This window comes from Frigoribacterium sp. CFBP9029, from assembly GCF_034045305.1.
Classification (GTDB): Bacteria; Actinomycetota; Actinomycetes; order Actinomycetales; family Microbacteriaceae; genus Frigoribacterium.
Window position 1 is genome coordinate 236,910 of sequence record NZ_JAXCWB010000004.1, and the last position, 15,854, is coordinate 252,763.

14 protein-coding genes are annotated in these 15,854 nt (G+C 71.9%); 13 read left to right on the plus strand and 1 reads right to left on the minus strand.

Features of this window, described 5'->3' with window-relative positions; all coding sequences use genetic code 11:
- Nucleotides 1–93: 93 nt before the first annotated feature.
- The 11 genes from folP (at nucleotide 94) to SOM11_RS07820 (ending at nucleotide 11,289) form a co-directional block, all read left to right on the plus strand.
- Nucleotides 94–1,614, plus strand: a complete 1,521-nt coding sequence (folP, locus tag SOM11_RS07770) for a dihydropteroate synthase (protein WP_320477687.1) — start codon at nucleotides 94–96, stop codon at nucleotides 1,612–1,614.
- Complete coding sequence (gene folB / locus SOM11_RS07775) at nucleotides 1,611–2,060, plus strand: dihydroneopterin aldolase (RefSeq protein ID WP_320477688.1); 450 nt, start codon at nucleotides 1,611–1,613, stop codon at nucleotides 2,058–2,060. The genes folP and folB overlap by 4 nt, the downstream gene beginning before the upstream one ends.
- A complete protein-coding gene (folK, locus tag SOM11_RS07780; RefSeq protein WP_320477689.1) occupies nucleotides 2,057–2,701 on the plus strand; it encodes a 2-amino-4-hydroxy-6-hydroxymethyldihydropteridine diphosphokinase in 645 nt (214 codons plus the stop codon). Before folB ends, folK begins: the two co-directional genes overlap by 4 nt.
- Nucleotides 2,698–3,168 carry a DUF3180 family protein gene (locus tag SOM11_RS07785; RefSeq protein WP_192061734.1) on the plus strand — a complete coding sequence of 157 codons (471 nt, stop codon included), beginning with the start codon at nucleotides 2,698–2,700 and terminating at the stop codon, nucleotides 3,166–3,168. Before folK ends, SOM11_RS07785 begins: the two co-directional genes overlap by 4 nt.
- Before the next feature lie 45 nt (nucleotides 3,169–3,213).
- Nucleotides 3,214–3,786, plus strand: a complete 573-nt coding sequence (locus SOM11_RS07790; protein ID WP_320477690.1) for a PH domain-containing protein — start codon at nucleotides 3,214–3,216, stop codon at nucleotides 3,784–3,786.
- Entirely contained in the window at nucleotides 3,783–5,705 is a 1,923-nt protein-coding gene (locus SOM11_RS07795; RefSeq protein WP_320477691.1) for a PH domain-containing protein, read from the plus strand. Before SOM11_RS07790 ends, SOM11_RS07795 begins: the two co-directional genes overlap by 4 nt.
- Complete coding sequence (locus SOM11_RS07800; protein WP_320477692.1) at nucleotides 5,702–6,463, plus strand: Rossmann-like and DUF2520 domain-containing protein; 762 nt, start codon at nucleotides 5,702–5,704, stop codon at nucleotides 6,461–6,463. Before SOM11_RS07795 ends, SOM11_RS07800 begins: the two co-directional genes overlap by 4 nt.
- Nucleotides 6,464–6,514: 51 nt before the next feature.
- Nucleotides 6,515–8,068, plus strand: coding sequence for a lysine--tRNA ligase (lysS, locus tag SOM11_RS07805; RefSeq protein ID WP_320477693.1), 1,554 nt, complete (start codon nucleotides 6,515–6,517; stop codon nucleotides 8,066–8,068).
- Nucleotides 8,069–8,092: 24 nt separating this feature from the next.
- Entirely contained in the window at nucleotides 8,093–8,338 is a 246-nt protein-coding gene (locus SOM11_RS07810) for a hypothetical protein (RefSeq protein ID WP_192061782.1), read from the plus strand.
- Between the two features lie 501 nt (nucleotides 8,339–8,839).
- Entirely contained in the window at nucleotides 8,840–9,865 is a 1,026-nt protein-coding gene (locus tag SOM11_RS07815) for a sigma-70 family RNA polymerase sigma factor (RefSeq protein WP_192061739.1), read from the plus strand.
- A gap of 893 nt (nucleotides 9,866–10,758) precedes the next feature.
- Nucleotides 10,759–11,289, plus strand: a complete 531-nt coding sequence (locus SOM11_RS07820) for a hypothetical protein (RefSeq protein WP_320477694.1) — start codon at nucleotides 10,759–10,761, stop codon at nucleotides 11,287–11,289.
- A 174-nt stretch (nucleotides 11,290–11,463) separates the two neighbouring features.
- On the opposite strand, the gene SOM11_RS07825 is transcribed toward SOM11_RS07820, so the two are convergent.
- A complete protein-coding gene (locus SOM11_RS07825) occupies nucleotides 11,464–12,408 on the minus strand; it encodes an NAD(+)/NADH kinase (RefSeq protein ID WP_320477695.1) in 945 nt (314 codons plus the stop codon).
- 272 nt (nucleotides 12,409–12,680) lie between these two features.
- On the opposite strand from SOM11_RS07825, the gene SOM11_RS07830 reads away from it, so the two are divergent.
- Nucleotides 12,681–15,170, plus strand: coding sequence for an ATP-dependent Clp protease ATP-binding subunit (locus tag SOM11_RS07830; protein ID WP_192061742.1), 2,490 nt, complete (start codon nucleotides 12,681–12,683; stop codon nucleotides 15,168–15,170).
- A 107-nt stretch (nucleotides 15,171–15,277) separates the two neighbouring features.
- Nucleotides 15,278–15,811 carry an amino-acid N-acetyltransferase gene (locus tag SOM11_RS07835; protein ID WP_243214859.1) on the plus strand — a complete coding sequence of 178 codons (534 nt, stop codon included), beginning with the start codon at nucleotides 15,278–15,280 and terminating at the stop codon, nucleotides 15,809–15,811.
- Nucleotides 15,812–15,854: the final 43 nt, after the last annotated feature.

Here is a 15,854-nt window from a genome sequence, read left to right on the forward strand (position 1 = left end):
GGAGCGACCGCACCGGCTCGACGCCGCCGGTGCGGTCGCTACCCTGGAGCCCGACCCTGTTCGACCCCTGGCCCCGATCGGAGGCGCCTCCCCGTGACCGACTCACCGAGTGGAGCACACCGGGCATCCGACGAGACGTCGGCCGGTCGTGTCTGGAAGCGTCCGCGGGGGAGGGCGCGCTACCCCGACCCGGTCGTGCTCGACGCACCGCCGGCCAGCGCGCCGGCTGCCGGCAGCGAACGTCGCCTCGTCCTCTCGCTCGGTGAGCGGGCCGCGGTCCGACCCCCGGCCCAGCTGCCCCCGGTCACGCAGACGCCCGCGACCCGCACCCCCGGCGGCCCGACCACGGCGACACCCGGCTCCGCGACCGCCGGCTCCGCGACCGCGAGCCCGTCCGCCGAGGCCCGCACCCCCGGCGGCCCGACCACGGCGAGCGAACCCGACCTGCCGACCCGCGCCTCCGGACGCCGCCTCATCGCCGGCGGACGCTTCGACGGGCCGCTCGACGACCGCGACGAGGCCGCGACCCGCACCCGGGTCGGCTCGCACGCCGCGCCGAGTCCCGTGGTGCCGCCCGTCCGCGGTGCCGACGAGCTGCGGCGACCCCCGGCGAGCAGCTCGCCCGGCGTCGAGCCGGACGCCGCGACCCTCGTGATGGACATCGTGCAGCCGGCCGCGACGCCGGCTGAGACGGCTGCCGCGACGTCGGCTGCGCCGGCTGCCGCTGCCACTGCCACTGCCGCTGCCGCGCCGGCACCCCGCCCGCCACGCGGCGGACCGCTCGTGGTCGGCATCGTGAACGTCACGCCCGACTCGTTCAGCGACGGCGGTCGCTACGTCGAGGTCGACGACGCCCTGCGGCACGCGAGAGCGCTCGTCGAGGCCGGGGCCGACGTGATCGACGTCGGCGGCGAATCGACGAGACCCGGCAGCGCCCGGGTCGCCCCGATCGACGAGCAGCGGCGCGTGCTGCCCGTCATCCGGCAGCTGGCGTCCGAAGGCGTCCGGGTGAGCATCGACACCATGAACGCCGCCACGGCCTACGCGGCCGTCGAGGCCGGAGCCGACATCGTCAACGACGTCTCGGGCGGTCTCGCCGACCGCTTCATGGCGCAGGCCGTCGCCGACACCGGCAGCACCTTCGTGGCCATGCACTGGCGCGGGCCGCTCGACGGCTCCGACCGGCCCGACTACCGCGACGTCGTGACCGACGTGCACGACGAACTGCAGCAGCGCGTCGCCGACCTCGTCGCCCAGGGGATCGACCCCTCCCGTCTCGTGCTCGACCCCGGTCTCGGCTTCTCGAAGGACGCCGCGCAGAACTGGCAGGTGCTCGCCGGTCTGCGGGGGCTCGGCCGTCTCGGGCTGCCGCTGATGGTCGGGGCCTCGCGCAAGAGGTTCCTCGGCGAGCTGCTGCCCGAGGGCGCTCCGATCGAGGCCCGCGACCAGGCCACGGCGGTCGTCAGCGTGCTGGCCGCCCTCGAGGGCGTCTGGGCGGTGCGCGTGCACGACGTCGCCGCGACCCGGGCGGCGCTCGACGTCTGGCAGGCCTGGCAGCAGGGGGGCCGCTCGGCGGGCGCCGCGAAGTCGACCCGATCGGCGCGGCACGCATGACCGCCGCCGAGACGAGCCCCGCCGCGGCTGCCCCCGCCGCGGCTGCCCCCGCCGCGGCTGCCCCCGCCGCGACGGCCGCCGTCGGCCTCGACGTGCTCCGCTTGAGCGGCGTGCGCGCCACGGGGAACCACGGGGTCTTCGACCACGAGCGCCGCGACGGTCAGGAGTTCGTCGTCGACGCCGTCGTGCACCTCGACACCCGGGCGGCGGCCACCGGCGACGACCTCGAGGCGACCGTGCACTACGGCGTGCTCGCCGAGCAGCTCGTCGCCGCCGTCGAGAGCGACCCGGTCGACCTGATCGAGACCCTGGCCGAGCGTCTGGCCGGCGTGGTGCTCGCGTTCCCCGCCGCCGTGCGCACCGAGATCACCGTGCACAAGCCGAGCGCGCCCATCACCGTGCCGTTCTCGGACGTCTCGATCACCATCGTGCGGGAGCGCGCGTGAGCGCCGAGCCGCACACGCCCACCACCCGCGCGGCGGGCACATCCGCCACCCGTGCGTCCGGCAAACCCGTCACCCGCGCCGTCATCGCGCTCGGCTCGAACCTCGGCGCCCGCGATGAACTGCTCGGCGACGCCGTGCGGGCCCTCGACGCGACCCCGGGCATCACCGTCGTCGCGGCCTCGACCCCCGTGTCGTCCGTGGCGCTGACGCTCGACGGCCCCGACGAGACGCGGCCCGAGTACCTCAACGCTGTCGCGCTCGTCGACACCGACCTCGACCCCCTGGCGCTGCTCGACGCGCTGCACGGCATCGAGTCGAAGCACGGCCGCACCCGCGAGGTGCGCTGGGGCGATCGCACGCTCGACCTCGACATCATCGCCTTCGGCGATCTCGAGCTCGACACCGAGCGCCTCACCCTGCCGCACCCGCGAGCGTCCGAGCGCGCCTTCGTGCTCGAGCCCTGGTTCGAGATCGACGAGGAGGCGCGGCTCGGCGGCCACGGACCGGTCGCCGCCCTGATCGCGCGGCTCCCCGACCGGACCCGACCCGTGACCGGGGCGACGCGGCTGCTCGACCGGCGCCGCGCCTCCTCGGCCATCCCGTCGGCGGACGACCGGCACGACCAGGGAGTCACCGCGTGAAGCACACCCGCCCCGGCACCCTGATCGCACTCGGCCTCGCGGCCCTCGTCGCGGGATTCGTCGTCGACGCCGCCCTGGTCGCGAACGGCATGGCCGCCCTCGTGCCCCCGGTGCCGCTCGGCCTCGTGCTGCTCGCCATCGGCGGCATCGTCGTCAGCATGGCCGTGCCCGTGCGCCGCGTCGCCCGGGGCACCAGCACCGACCGCATCGACCCGTACTACGCGACGAGGGTGCTGCTGCTGGCCAAAGCGAGCAGTCTCTCGGGGGCGCTGTTCGGCGGGGCCGCCGCGGGGGTGCTCGTCTTCATGCTGACGCGCGGCGTGACCGTCGCGGTAGGCTCGCTCGTGCCCACGATCGTCGCCGTGGTGGGGGGTCTCGCCCTCCTCGTGGCGGGGATCGTCGCCGAGCGCATGTGCACGGTGCCACCGGGCGACGACGACGGCGGGCCGGGGGCGCAAGCGGCCTGAGGGCCGTGTTCCGTCTCGCCACCGCCGACCGGAGGAACCTCCGCCATGGATCGACTCGACAGCGCCTACGACGACATCGCCCGCCGCGACGGCGCTCACGGTGACGGCCCGGACATCGACGGTCAGCACCGCGACGGTCAGCGCCGCGACGGCGCCGTGTCCGGCTCCTGGACCGGCGTCTCGCCCAAGTACGTCTGGCCCGAGCTGATCGGCTGGGTCGTCACCGGCCTGATCGCGGCGGCCGCCACCCTGCCCCTGTGGCTCCTCGAGCAGTGGTGGGCCTACGCCGTCACCGCCGCGGTGGTCGTGATCTTCGCGCTGGTGGCCGCTTTCACGCCCCGGCGCGTCCGGTCGATCCGCTACCAGCTGCGCGACGACGACCTGCTGCTGCGCAAGGGCGTCATGTTCGTCCGCTTCGTCGCGGTGCCCTACGGCCGCATGCAGCTGATCGACATCAACCGCGGCCCCGTGGTGCGGGCGCTCGGTCTCAGCGACCTGAAGTTCGTCACGGCCGCGGCCTCGTCGGGCGTGACCATCCCCGGGGTGCCCGCCGACGACGCCGAGGCGCTGCGCGACCGGCTCGTGAGTCTCGCCGAGTCGCGACGGGCCGGCCTGTGAGCGACGGCGCCCCCGCCTCGCCGCCCGGCGCACCCACCCCGCCGCCCGCGGTCGCCGCGCTGACCGACGGCGAGTGGCACCGCCTGCACCCCGCCACCCCGGTGCTCAAGGGCGGCATCGCGCTCGTCGTGCTGCTGGGCATCGTCGTCAACAACGCGCGCGACTGGGCCATCGAGCTCTTCCTGCCCGGCGGTCGCCGCGGCGGCTCCGACGAGGGCGACCCGTTCGGCTACGTGGTCGACCAGGGCTGGATCGGCTTCGTGCTGCTCGGCATCGTCGTGGTGATCGCGGCGCTCGTCGGTCTGTTCTACCTCTCGTGGCGGATGAACACGTTCCGTGTCACCGAAGAGATCGTCGAGGTCCGCAGCGGCGTCGTCTTCCGCACGAACCGTCGGGCGCGGCTCGACCGGATCCAGGGCATCAACATCCAGCGCCCGCTGCTGGCGCGCGTCTTCGGGGCCGCCCGGCTCGAGGTCAACCAGGCGGGCGACGACGCCAACGTCGTGCTCGCGTACCTGAGGGGGGCCGCTGCCGACGACCTCCGGCGCGAGATCCTGCGCCGCGCCTCCGGAGCCCGCCGACCCGAGACGACGTCCGCGCTCGCCGGCGACGACCCCGCGAACCGAGGAGGCGCGGCGCCCGTTCTCGACGGAGCCCCCGGCACCCCGCCGGTCGCCCACCGCACCGGGCTCGGCGGCGTCGTCGAGCAGCGCGCGCACGAGTTCCTCGCGCCCGAGCTCGACCCGCGCGAGGCCGACCCCGACTCGGTCGTCCGCATCGAGCCGGGTCGCCTGATCGGCTCGGTGCTGCTGAGCGGCTACACGCTGTTCATCGTCGCGGCGGCGATCGCGGTGGCGATCAGCGTCGCTGTGACCGGCGAGTACTTCCTGCTGTTCGCGATGCTGCCCGCTCTGCTCGGCTCGGGCGGGTTCTTCGTCAACCGCATCTCGAAGTCGCTGCGCTTCAGCATCGCGTCGACCCGCGACGGCATCCGCATCGGCTACGGCCTCTTCTCGACCACGAACGAGACGCTGCCGCCCGGGCGCATCCACTCGGTCAAGGTCAGTCAGCCGCTGCTCTGGCGACCCTTCGGCTGGTGGGAGATCTCGATCAACCGCGCCTCGCGGTCGAGTGCGAACGGCGCCGACGGTCAGAACAACACCAGCATCCTGCCGGTGGGCGACATGGCCGACGTGCGTCGGGTGCTCGAGTTCGTGCTGCCCGAGCTCGTCGGAGTGGCCGCCGCGGACGCCGACACCGAGGAGGCGCTGGTCGCCCCGACGGAGCCCTTCACCGAGGAGGCGCTGGTCGCCTCGACGGATCGGGTCGCCGCCGACCAGATCGCCTCCGATCCGGTGGGCGCTGCGCGCGGGTTCCGCGAGAACGCGGGCGAGCACGCCGCCCGCACCGTGTCGATCATCGAGCAGGGTCTGACCGCGAAGGGCGACGACGGCGGCTTCACCGTCTCGCCGCGTCGTGCGGCCGTGCTGCGCTGGTTCTCGTGGCGACGCAACGGGTTCCGCTCGGCGCCCGGCGCGGTGCTGCTGCGCACCGGGGCCGTCTGGCGGCGACTCGTCGTCGTGCCGCTGCCGCGCATGCAGAGCGTCGCCCTGCGGCAGGGGCCGCTGCTGCGCCGGCTGCGACTCGCCGAGGTGACCGTGCACACCGTCCAGGGGCCGATCACAGCCCAGATCGGGGCGCTCGACGAGAACGACGCGCTCGAGTTCTTCCACGCCGCGGGGCGCGACGCCGTGGGCGCGGCGCGCGCCGACCGGACGCACCGGTGGCTGTCGGCGGCGGTGAGCGGGGAGTCCGCGGAGGGGGCGGCTCCTGCGCGGACGGACGCCGCGGCTCCTGCGGGGACTCCCGATGAGGCCGCCGCCGGGCCCGTCACGGACGGCGCGGGGGAGCGCCCGTGAGCGCCCAGCGCAGCGGCCGGCTCGGCGTCGGCGTGATCGGAGCGGGGCACGTCGGCCCCATCCTCGGGGCCGCCCTCGCCGCCGCCGGACACGCGGTGGTCGGCATCTCGGCGGTCTCCGAGCGGGCCCGCGACCGCGCCGAGGCGATCCTGCCCGGTGTGCCCGTGCTGACCGTGCAGGAGGTCGTCGAACGCAGCGAGCTCGTGCTGCTCGCCGTGCCCGACGACCAGCTCGCCGACCTCGTCGCGGGGCTCGCCGAGACGGGCGGCTGGCAGCCGGGGCAGCTCGTCGTGCACACCTCGGCCGTGCACGGACTCGAGGTGCTGAGACCCGCGCTCGCCGCCGGTGTCATCCCGCTCGCGATCCACCCCGCGCTCACGTTCACCGGCACCACCATCGACCTCGTGCGGCTCCGCGGCGCGTACTGCGCGGTCACGGCGCCCGTGCCGGTGCAGCCGATCGGGCAGGCGCTCGTCGTCGAGATGGGCGCCGAGCCCGTGCTCGTGGCCGACGCCGACCGCCCCCGGTACGCCGAGGCCGTCGCGACGGCGACCGAGTTCTCGGCCGCGATCGTCACCCAGTCGGTCGGTCTGCTGGCCGAGCTGGGCATGCCCGAGCCGGGGCGCGTCATCGCCCCGCTGGTCCGGTCGGCGATGGACCGCGCTCTCGGCATCGCCGAGGGGTCGGTCGGCCCCGGTACCATCGACGTGGCCTCGTTCGACGACGGGCCGTCCGCGTTCGGCGACCCGCGCGCCTGACGGCACCGCGCCTCCCACATCCTCTTCCCCCTTCGCTGGAGCAGCTGACACATGACCGTCTCGCCCGACCCCACCTCCACCCCCGCGCTCGACGGCGCGGCAGGCGCCGCCGCCGACGGCCAGGCGGTCAGCGAGGAGGCGCGCGAGGCGTCCGAGCAGAAGCAGGTGCGCCTCGCCAAGCGGCAGCGTCTGCTCGACTCGGGTCGTGAGGCCTACCCGGTCGGGGTGCCCGTCTCCGACACGATCGCCGCCGTCCGCGCCCGTCACGCCGAGCTCGAGACCGACAGCCGGTCGGGCGACGTCGTGGGGCTCGCCGGTCGCATCGTGCACGCCCGCAACACGGGCAAGCTCTGCTTCGCCGCACTGCAGGCGGGCGACGGGTCGCGCATCCAGGCGATGGTGTCGCTCGCCGAGGTGGGCGAGCAGTCGCTCGCCGACTGGAAGGAGCTCGTCGACCTGGGCGACCACGTCTTCGTCACCGGCGAGGTCATCTCGTCGCGCCGGGGCGAGCTGTCGATCATGGTCACCGACTGGACCATCGCGTCGAAGGCGATCCTGCCGCTGCCCAACCTGCACGGCGAGCTCAGCGAAGAGACCCGCGTGCGTCAGCGCTACCTCGACCTGATCGTGCGCGACCAGGCCCGCGCCACCGTGCGGGCCCGCGCCGCCGCCGTCGCGTCGCTCCGTCGCACGTTCGACTCGCACGGGTACCTCGAGGTCGAGACGCCCATGCTGCAGACCATGCACGGCGGCGCCGCGGCCCGACCCTTCCAGACCCACAGCAACGCGTTCGACACCGAGCTGTTCCTCCGCATCGCTCCCGAGCTGTTCCTCAAGCGGGCGGTGGTCGGCGGCATCGACCGCGTCTTCGAGATCAACCGCAACTTCCGCAACGAGGGCGCCGACTCGACGCACTCGCCCGAGTTCGCCATGGTCGAGGCGTACCAGGCCTACGGCGACTACGAGCAGATGGCGCGACTGACTCAAGAGATGGTGCAGAACGCCGCCTTCGCCGTCGCCGGCACGCACCTCGTCACCCTCGCCGACGGCGCCGAGTACGACCTCGGCGGCGAGTGGGCCCGCGTGCCCATGTACGAGTCGCTCAGCGAGGCCGCCGGCGTCGAGGTCACCCCCGCCACCCCGGTCGCCGACCTGCAGGCGCTCGCCGCCACCGTCGACCTCGTCGTGCCGCACGAGACGCACGGCAAGCTCGTCGAAGAGCTCTGGGAGCACTTCGTCAAGCCGTCGCTCGACCGCCCGACCTTCGTCATGGACTTCCCGGTCGACACGAGCCCCCTCGTGCGCAGCCACCGCTCGAAGCCGGGCGTGGTCGAGAAGTGGGATCTCTACGTCCGCGGGTTCGAGCTCGCCACGGCGTACTCCGAGCTCGTCGACCCGGTCGTGCAGCGCGAGCGCTTCGTCGAGCAGGCGGCCCTGGGCGCCCGCGGCGACGTCGAGGCCATGCGCCTCGACGAGGACTTCCTGACGGCCCTCGAGCACGGCATGCCGCCGAGCGGCGGGATGGGCATGGGCATCGACCGCCTGCTGATGGCGATCACGGGCCTGGGGATCCGCGAGACGATCCTGTTCCCGCTGGTGAAGTGACATCCCGAGACGTACCCTTGACGAGTGCCTGAAACCTATCTCGGAGCGTTCGTCTTCTCGTTGACGCCGACCATCGTCGTCGGCCTCATCTTCTGGTTCGTCGTGCGCTCGCTGATCCGCGCCGACCGGACGGAACGCTCCGCGTACTCCAAGATCGAGGCCGAAGAGCGCGCCAAGGTCGCCGCAGCCGACTTCGAGGCCGAGCGCATCGCCGCCGACCGCCGTGGGGGTGACCGCCTCGACGGCGATCGCCGAGCGGCCACGTCGTAGCGCCTCCTCGGCTCCTCTCCCCGGCTTCTCCCCGAACGCCCGTCCGACCACGTCGGCGGGCGTTCGTGCTGTCTCGGGCGCCGCGCGGACACGAGCGGAGTTGTCCCCCTAGCCGTGAACCGAACGGAGGGTGCCCGGTGGGCTGAAAAAGATAGAGCAGCCGTGCTTGATGTGTGCATCGGTGGACGGCGTCCCCCTCGACGTGCCGCTCGCACCGCGAGATGCCCATGATCACGGGCATCGCTGTGCCCCGACCCCTGGGGCTGTACCCCGTCGCGGGGAGTCGAGGCGTCTACACCCGCGGAGGGTGCGCCGTCAAAGACGACGTGTTCTCGTACCCCGAATGACTCGAAACCCTGTGTGCGCCCTCCGAGAAAGCTTGTGAAGGTCCCCTCCGGCTTTTGCCGGGATTCGGTCGAGCGAGAGACTTTTACTACGCCGAAGAGCTTCACGAACTTATTCGACAGCAACGCAGTCAGCACTCGAAGCAGGGAGAGAACGATGACGACCACCACCGTCACCACGCGCAGCAGCAGCACCGAGACGACCGACGACACCGAAGTCGAGGTCCTCTCGCAGGTCCGTGGGGCCTCCACCGACCAGGTCGGCGACTACCTCCGCCACATCGGCCGCATGCCCCTCCTCGACGCGGCCGAGGAGACCGAGATCGCCCGCCGCATCGAGGTCGGCCTGTTCGCCGCCGAGAAGATCAAGGACCTCCAGGCCGCCGACGCGGTCAAGAAGGACCGCACCAAGGCCCACGCGCAGATGATGCGCGACCTCAAGTGGCTGCAGCACGACGGCGAGCGTGCGAAGGACCGCATGATCACCGCCAACCTGCGCCTCGTCGTCAGCATCGCGAAGCGCTACACGCAGCGCGGGCTGCCCTTCATGGACGTCATCCAGGAGGGCAACCTCGGCCTGGTGCGCGCCGTCGAGAAGTTCGACTACACGCAGGGCTACAAGTTCTCGACCTACGCCACGTGGTGGATCCGCCAGGCCATCGCCCGCGGGCTCGCCGACAAGGCCCGCGCGATCCGCATCCCGGTGCACACGGTCGAGCGCATCAACCGCATCTCGCGGGCCGAGCGCGACCTGACCGTCGACCTGGGTCGTGCGCCCACCGTCGACGAGGTCGCCGCCGAGGTCGCGATGGAGGTCGCCGACCTCGTCGAGCTGAAGTCGCGTTCGCACGAGCCGGTGTCGATCCACACCGTCGTCGGCGACGCGGAGGACAGCGAGCTGGGCGACTTCATCGAAGACGAAGAGACCCCCTCGCCGACCGCGGCGACCGAGAACTCGCTGCTGAACCGCGACATGCACGCCCTCGTGGCGACGCTGCCCGACGACGAGGCGCGCGTGATCCGCATGCGCTTCGGCCTCGACGACGACCAGCCGATGACCCTCGACGAGATCTCGAAGCGCGTCCACTCGTCGCGCCAGGCCGTCTCGCGCGTCGAGAGCCGCGCCCGCCTGCGCATGTTCGCGAAGGCCGTCAGCCAGGACCTCCAGCTGTACCTGCAGTAGGCCTGTCGGGCGCTCGCGCGTCTGCTTCACCGTAGGGCCGCCGCCCCGAGTCAGCTCGGGCGGCGGCCCTCCGCCGTGCGCGCTCGTGCTCGTGCTTTCTCTCGATCGAGTGGTCAGAAGATGCTCTTCCCGAGCGTGTGAAGAGCGTTTTCTGACCACTCGATCGTCCACAGGGGGAGTCGGCGCGTCCTCCCCGGCTGTGACGTCGGCGAGTCCGTCCACAGTCGGACGAGCCGAGGAGGCGCGGGTCGACCTCTCGAGGCGAGGGTCGTCGCATGCCCCGCATCCCGCTACCCCATCCGCTCACCGATCGACCCTTCTCCGTGGCCGAGGGGAGCACCTCGGGGGTGGGGGCCGGACGACTCAGGGGTGCCGACCTGGCGGCTCCGCATCGGGGAGTGCGCGTCGCGTCCGGCGGCGAGGCACTCGCGACTGCGCGTGCTGGCGGGACGTCCTCGACGTCCGTCCCCGGCACTGTGCGGGGTCGAGCAGAGACTCTGCGGCCGGTGATGGTCGACGGCTGGCGCTTCTCGCACGTCACCGCCCTGGCGTTGTGGGGGCTGCCCGTCCCCTCACGCGTCGACATCGGGGCCGAGCCGCTGCACGTCAGCACCCCCGTCGGTCGAGGCCCGCGTCGCTCCGGTGTCGTGGGGCACCGCATCTCGCCATCCGGGCCGCCCGCTGACGCGCCCGAGCTAGCGTCCGCGTCTGCGCCCAAGCCCGAGCCCGCGTCACCCTCAGCGTCCGCGCCGACGCCGTCACCCGCGGTCGCCCTCGGCTCCGTGCCCTCGCTCGCATCCATATCCGCTGCGCCGGTATCGGCACCGTTGGTAGAGCCGTGGCCGCCGGGTTCGCACCGTGTCTCGGGAATCGTCGTGCTGGAGGGGCTGCCGGTGGAGGATCCTCTGACGGCGTGGGTCCGCTCGGGTGCACTTCTCACCCTCGACGAGCTCATCCGCGTCGGTGACGCCCTGGCCGGCTCGTGGTCCCCTCACGGGGTCGCACGGGGGCGACCACTCGGTGAGCTCGCCGACGCGATCTCGGAGGCGGGCGCAGTCCGGAGCATCGCGAGGGTGCGCGAGGCGATGGCGTCGGTGCGGTCAGGGGTCGAGTCTCCGCGGGAGACCGACATGCGTCTGCTGCTGACTCGAGCCGGCCTGCCCGAGCCCGAGATCAATCGACGCACGTACGACGCTCGGGGGCGCTACCTCGGCAAGCCCGACCTCCGCTTCCGCTGGTGCAAGGTCGCCGTGGAGTACGAGGGCGACGAGCACCGACGGGATCGTCGTCGGTTCCGGAGCGACATCCTCCGTCGCGAGCGGTTCGCGGACGCGGGTTGGCGCACGGTCCGGTGCACGAGTGACGACCTGTACGGACGTCGCGCCCTCGAGTTCGTGGCCCGGGTCGAGCGCTGTCTCTCGTGAACCCCGGCGCCCCATCGACTCTCGCACCCCCTCGGGCCTCGTCGAGTGGTCGGAAGATGCTCTTCTCAAGCCCATGAAGAGCATCTTCTGACCAGTCGATCATCCACGCGAGGCGACGCGACGCCACGCGAGGCGAGGCGAGGCGAGGCGACGCGACGCGAGCGAGGGCGGCTGCTACGCGCGCTCGCCCCGCTCGACGCGCTCGCGGAACCGCGCCCGCACGTCGCTCGGCACGAGCTCGAGCAGCTGGTCCTCGCGCAGCGGCAGGTCGAGCAGGCTCAGCTTGAGGCGCCCCTTGCGTCCGTGCCGGTCGGCGTCGAGTCGGATGACCTGGCCCGCGTCGCGGCGCAGTCGGAGCGCGACCACGCACCCGGCGCTCACGTCGGCCATGACGCGTCCGTCGATCTCGAGCGCGGCCGAGTGCGTGCCGTCGCCGATCTCGAACCGCAGCAGCTCGCGGGGGCCCAGCACCACCGAGCGGTCGATGCCCGACATGGGGGCGACCGGGGTGACCACGACGGCCGCCACGGCCGGCGACAGGATCGGCCCTCCGGCGGCGTAGTTGTAGGCGGTCGAGCCGGCCGGCGTCGAGGCGACGATCGCGTCGGCCTTGTAGAAGCCGTAGGGGGTGTCGTCGAGCACGAGGTCGGCGCTGACGACGCCCTCGCCGGGGCGCCGAGCCACCGAGACGTCGTTGAAGGCCAGGTACGTGTTCTCGAAGCCGGACGAGGTGTGGGTCACCTCGAGGGCGTGGTGCGCCTCCAGCGAGAACTGCTTCTCGCCGATCCGATCGAGGGCCTCGGGCAGGTCGCGCGGCTCGACCTCGACCAGGAACCCCACGTTGCCGTAGTTCACGCCCAGCACGGGCACCGGCCGTTCGGCCACGAGGCGCATCGCGCCGAGCATCGTCCCGTCGCCGCCGAGCGCCACCACGACCGACACGCGCTCGCGGAAGGCGGCCTCGTCGACGAGCTCGACGCCGTCGCCGACCCGGGTCGCGTCGGCGGTCATCGCTAGCAGGTGCGCGTCGGATCGCGTCGTCCAGTCGCGGAGGATCGCGACGCTGTCGACGACCGACTTGGTGGGGTGCGGGACGAGCCCGACGGTGAAGGTGCCCATGGGGCCGAGGCTAGTCGTCGGCCCTGTCGGCCCTGTCAGCCCGACCCCGGAGGCCTACCGCGGCCCTGCCGCGGCCCGTCGCGGGCCTGCCGCAGCCCGACCCCGGAGGCCTCCCGCGGCCCGTCGCGAGGCCGCTCTATGCCCCCAGCGAACAGGGGCTGATTAAGCGGTGTCCCGTGGTTACTCTCTGTGTAAACCGGTGCCACCCCCTGCGGGCACCGACTGCGTATCGGTGGCGACAACTCCACCCCGTCACCTAGGGAGCAAAGAAGATGTTCGAGAGATTCACCGACCGTGCCCGTCGCGTCGTCGTCCTCGCCCAAGAAGAGGCGAAGATGCTCAACCACAACTACATCGGTACCGAGCACATCCTGCTCGGTCTCATCCACGAGGGCGAAGGCGTAGCCGCCAAGGCCCTCGAGTCTCTGGGCATCTCGCTCGACGCCGTGCGCGAGCAGGTCCAGGACATCATCGGTCAGGGCCAGCAGCAGCCGACCGGTCACATCCCCTTCACGCCCCGGGCGAAGAAGGTCCTCGAGCTGAGCCTGCGCGAAGCGCTGCAGCTCGGCCACAACTACATCGGCACCGAGCACATCCTGCTCGGCCTCATCCGCGAGGGTGAGGGCGTCGCCGCCCAGGTGCTCGTCAAGCTCGGCGCCGACCTCAACAGGGTCCGTCAGCAGGTCATCCAGCTCCTCTCCGGCTACCAGGGCAAGGAGGCGGTGGCCGTGGGCGGCGAAGCGACCCAGGGCGCGCAGGGCGGCAGTCAGGTGCTCGACCAGTTCGGTCGCAACCTGACGCAGGCGGCGCGCGACAACAAGCTCGACCCGGTCATCGGGCGCGAGAAGGAGATGGAGCGGGTCATGCAGATCCTCTCCCGCCGCTCGAAGAACAACCCCGTGCTGATCGGCGAGCCCGGTGTCGGCAAGACGGCCGTCGTCGAGGGCCTGGCCCAGGCGATCGTCAAGGGCGAGGTCCCCGAGACGCTGAAAGACAAGCAGCTCTACTCGCTCGACCTCGGCTCGCTCATCGCCGGCAGCCGCTACCGCGGTGACTTCGAGGAGCGCCTGAAGAAGGTCACCAAGGAGATCCGCACCCGCGGCGACATCATCGTCTTCATCGACGAGATCCACACCCTGGTGGGTGCGGGTGCCGCCGAGGGCGCCATCGACGCCGCGTCGATCCTGAAGCCGCTGCTCGCCCGCGGCGAGCTGCAGACGATCGGTGCGACCACGCTCGACGAGTACCGCAAGCACTTCGAGAAGGACGCCGCTCTCGAGCGCCGCTTCCAGTCGGTCCAGGTGCACGAGCCCTCGCTGCCCCACACGATCAACATCCTCAAGGGCCTCCGCGACAAGTACGAGGCGTTCCACAAGGTCTCGATCACCGACGGCGCCATCGTGTCGGCGGCGAACCTCGCCGACCGCTACGTCAGCGACCGGTTCCTGCCCGACAAGGCCATCGACCTGATCGACGAGGCCGGCGCGCGTCTGCGTCTGTCGATCCTGTCGGCGCCGCCCGAGCTGCGCGAGTTCGACGAGCGCATCGCCGGCGTCCGCGGTCAGAAGGAGGGCGCGATCGAAGACCAGGACTTCGAGAAGGCCGCCTCGCTGCGCGATGAGGAGAAGAAGCTGCTCGGCGAGCGTCTCCGACTCGAGAAGCAGTGGCGTTCGGGCGAAGCCGGAGCCGGCGGAACCGTCGACGAGGGCATCATCGCCGAGGTGCTGGCCCAGGCGACCGGCATCCCCGTCTTCAAGCTCACCGAAGAGGAGACCTCGCGTCTCGTCTTCATGGAGAAGGCGCTGCACCAGCGCGTCATCGGGCAAGAAGAGGCCATCGCGGCGCTCTCGAAGACCATCCGCCGCACGCGGGCCGGTCTGAAAGACCCGAACCGCCCCTCCGGCTCGTTCATCTTCGCCGGTCCGACCGGTGTCGGTAAGACCGAGCTGGCCAAGGCGCTCGCCGAGTTCCTGTTCGACGACGAGGGCGCGCTCATCTCGCTCGACATGTCCGAGTACGGCGAGAAGCACACCGTCTCGCGTCTGTTCGGCGCCCCTCCCGGGTTCGTCGGCTTCGAAGAGGGCGGGCAGCTGACCGAGAAGGTCCGCCGCAAGCCGTTCTCCGTGGTGCTCTTCGACGAGATCGAGAAGGCCCACCCCGACATCTTCAACTCGCTGCTGCAGGTGCTCGAAGAGGGTCGTCTGACCGACGGTCAGGGTCGCGTCGTCGACTTCAAGAACACGGTCATCATCATGACGACCAACCTCGGGTCGAAGGGCATCGCGGGTGGCCCGGTCGGCTTCCAGAGCGACAGCGACACGGCGACCGGTTACGACCGGATGCGCGCCAAGGTCAACGAAGAGCTCAAGAAGCACTTCAAGCCCGAGTTCCTCAACCGCGTGGACGACACCATCGTGTTCCCGCAGCTGAGCAAGCCCGAGCTGCTGCAGATCGTCGACCTGTTCGTGAAGCGCCTGTCCGAGCGACTGCTCGACCGCGACATGACGACCGTCCTGACGCTGCCCGCCAAGGAGCAGCTCATCAAGATCGGCTTCGACCCGTCGCTGGGTGCTCGTCCGCTGCGTCGTGCGATCCAGCACGAGGTGGAGGACCGTCTCTCCGAGCGCATCCTCACGGGCGACCTGACCGCGGGCGACCACGTCGCGATCGACTTCGTCGACGGCGAGTTCACGTTCGAGACGTCGCGCCAGCCCGGTCGCGACGAGGTCCTGGTGGGCGACGCCCCCGAGATCGAGAGCTGATCGAGGGTCCATCCGATTCACCGCGAGGGCGGTCCGGCTCCGGCCGGGCCGCCCTTCGGCGTGTCCGCAGCCGAGGAGGCGCGGGTCGGCCTGAGTAGGCTGGCCCGATGACCACAGCGGACCAGTTCGGCATCACCGTCCGCGATGCCGTCGTCAGCGACGTCCCGCACATCCAGCGGCTCTGCGAGCCCTTCGTGCAGAAGCGCATCCTGCTCGGCAAGGACCTCGTGACGCTGTACGGCGACGTGCAGGAGTTCCAGATCGCCGTCGGGCCCGACGGCACCCCCATCGGCTGCGGAGCGCTGCACGTCATGTGGGACGATCTGGCCGAGGTGCGGACGCTCGCTCTCGATGCCGCATGGATCCGTCGGGGTGTCGGCCACCGCCTCCTCGAGGCCCTCGAAGGCGCCGCGCGCCGACTCGAGATCGGGCGCCTGTTCTGCCTGACGTTCGAGGTCGACTTCTTCGAGAAGCACGGGTACCTCAACGTGGGCGACGAGGGGCTCGTGCCGCCCGAGGTGTACGGCGAGCTGGTGCGGTCGACCGACGAGGGCGTGGCGGAGTTCCTCGACCTGGCGCGGGTCAAGCCGAACACGCTCGGCAACTCGCGCATGCTGAAGGCGCTGCCCGCGCTCGACTGACCGGGTGGGTCGCGCGCTCGTGCGGCTGCCTCGGGGCCGGCAC

What these genes read in the sequence shown, in the direction of transcription:
- SOM11_RS07825 (WP_320477695.1), bottom strand. Translation starts at nt 12,408, where the DNA reads ATGGGCACCTTCACCGTCGGGCTCGTCCCGCACCCCACCAAGTCGGTC.
- lysS (WP_320477693.1), top strand. Translation starts at nt 6,515, where the DNA reads ATGACCGTCTCGCCCGACCCCACCTCCACCCCCGCGCTCGACGGCGCG.
- SOM11_RS07830 (WP_192061742.1), top strand. Translation starts at nt 12,681, where the DNA reads ATGTTCGAGAGATTCACCGACCGTGCCCGTCGCGTCGTCGTCCTCGCC.
- folB (WP_320477688.1), top strand. Translation starts at nt 1,611, where the DNA reads ATGACCGCCGCCGAGACGAGCCCCGCCGCGGCTGCCCCCGCCGCGGCT.
- SOM11_RS07835 (WP_243214859.1), top strand. Translation starts at nt 15,278, where the DNA reads ATGACCACAGCGGACCAGTTCGGCATCACCGTCCGCGATGCCGTCGTC.
- SOM11_RS07790 (WP_320477690.1), top strand. Translation starts at nt 3,214, where the DNA reads ATGGATCGACTCGACAGCGCCTACGACGACATCGCCCGCCGCGACGGC.
- SOM11_RS07815 (WP_192061739.1), top strand. Translation starts at nt 8,840, where the DNA reads ATGACGACCACCACCGTCACCACGCGCAGCAGCAGCACCGAGACGACC.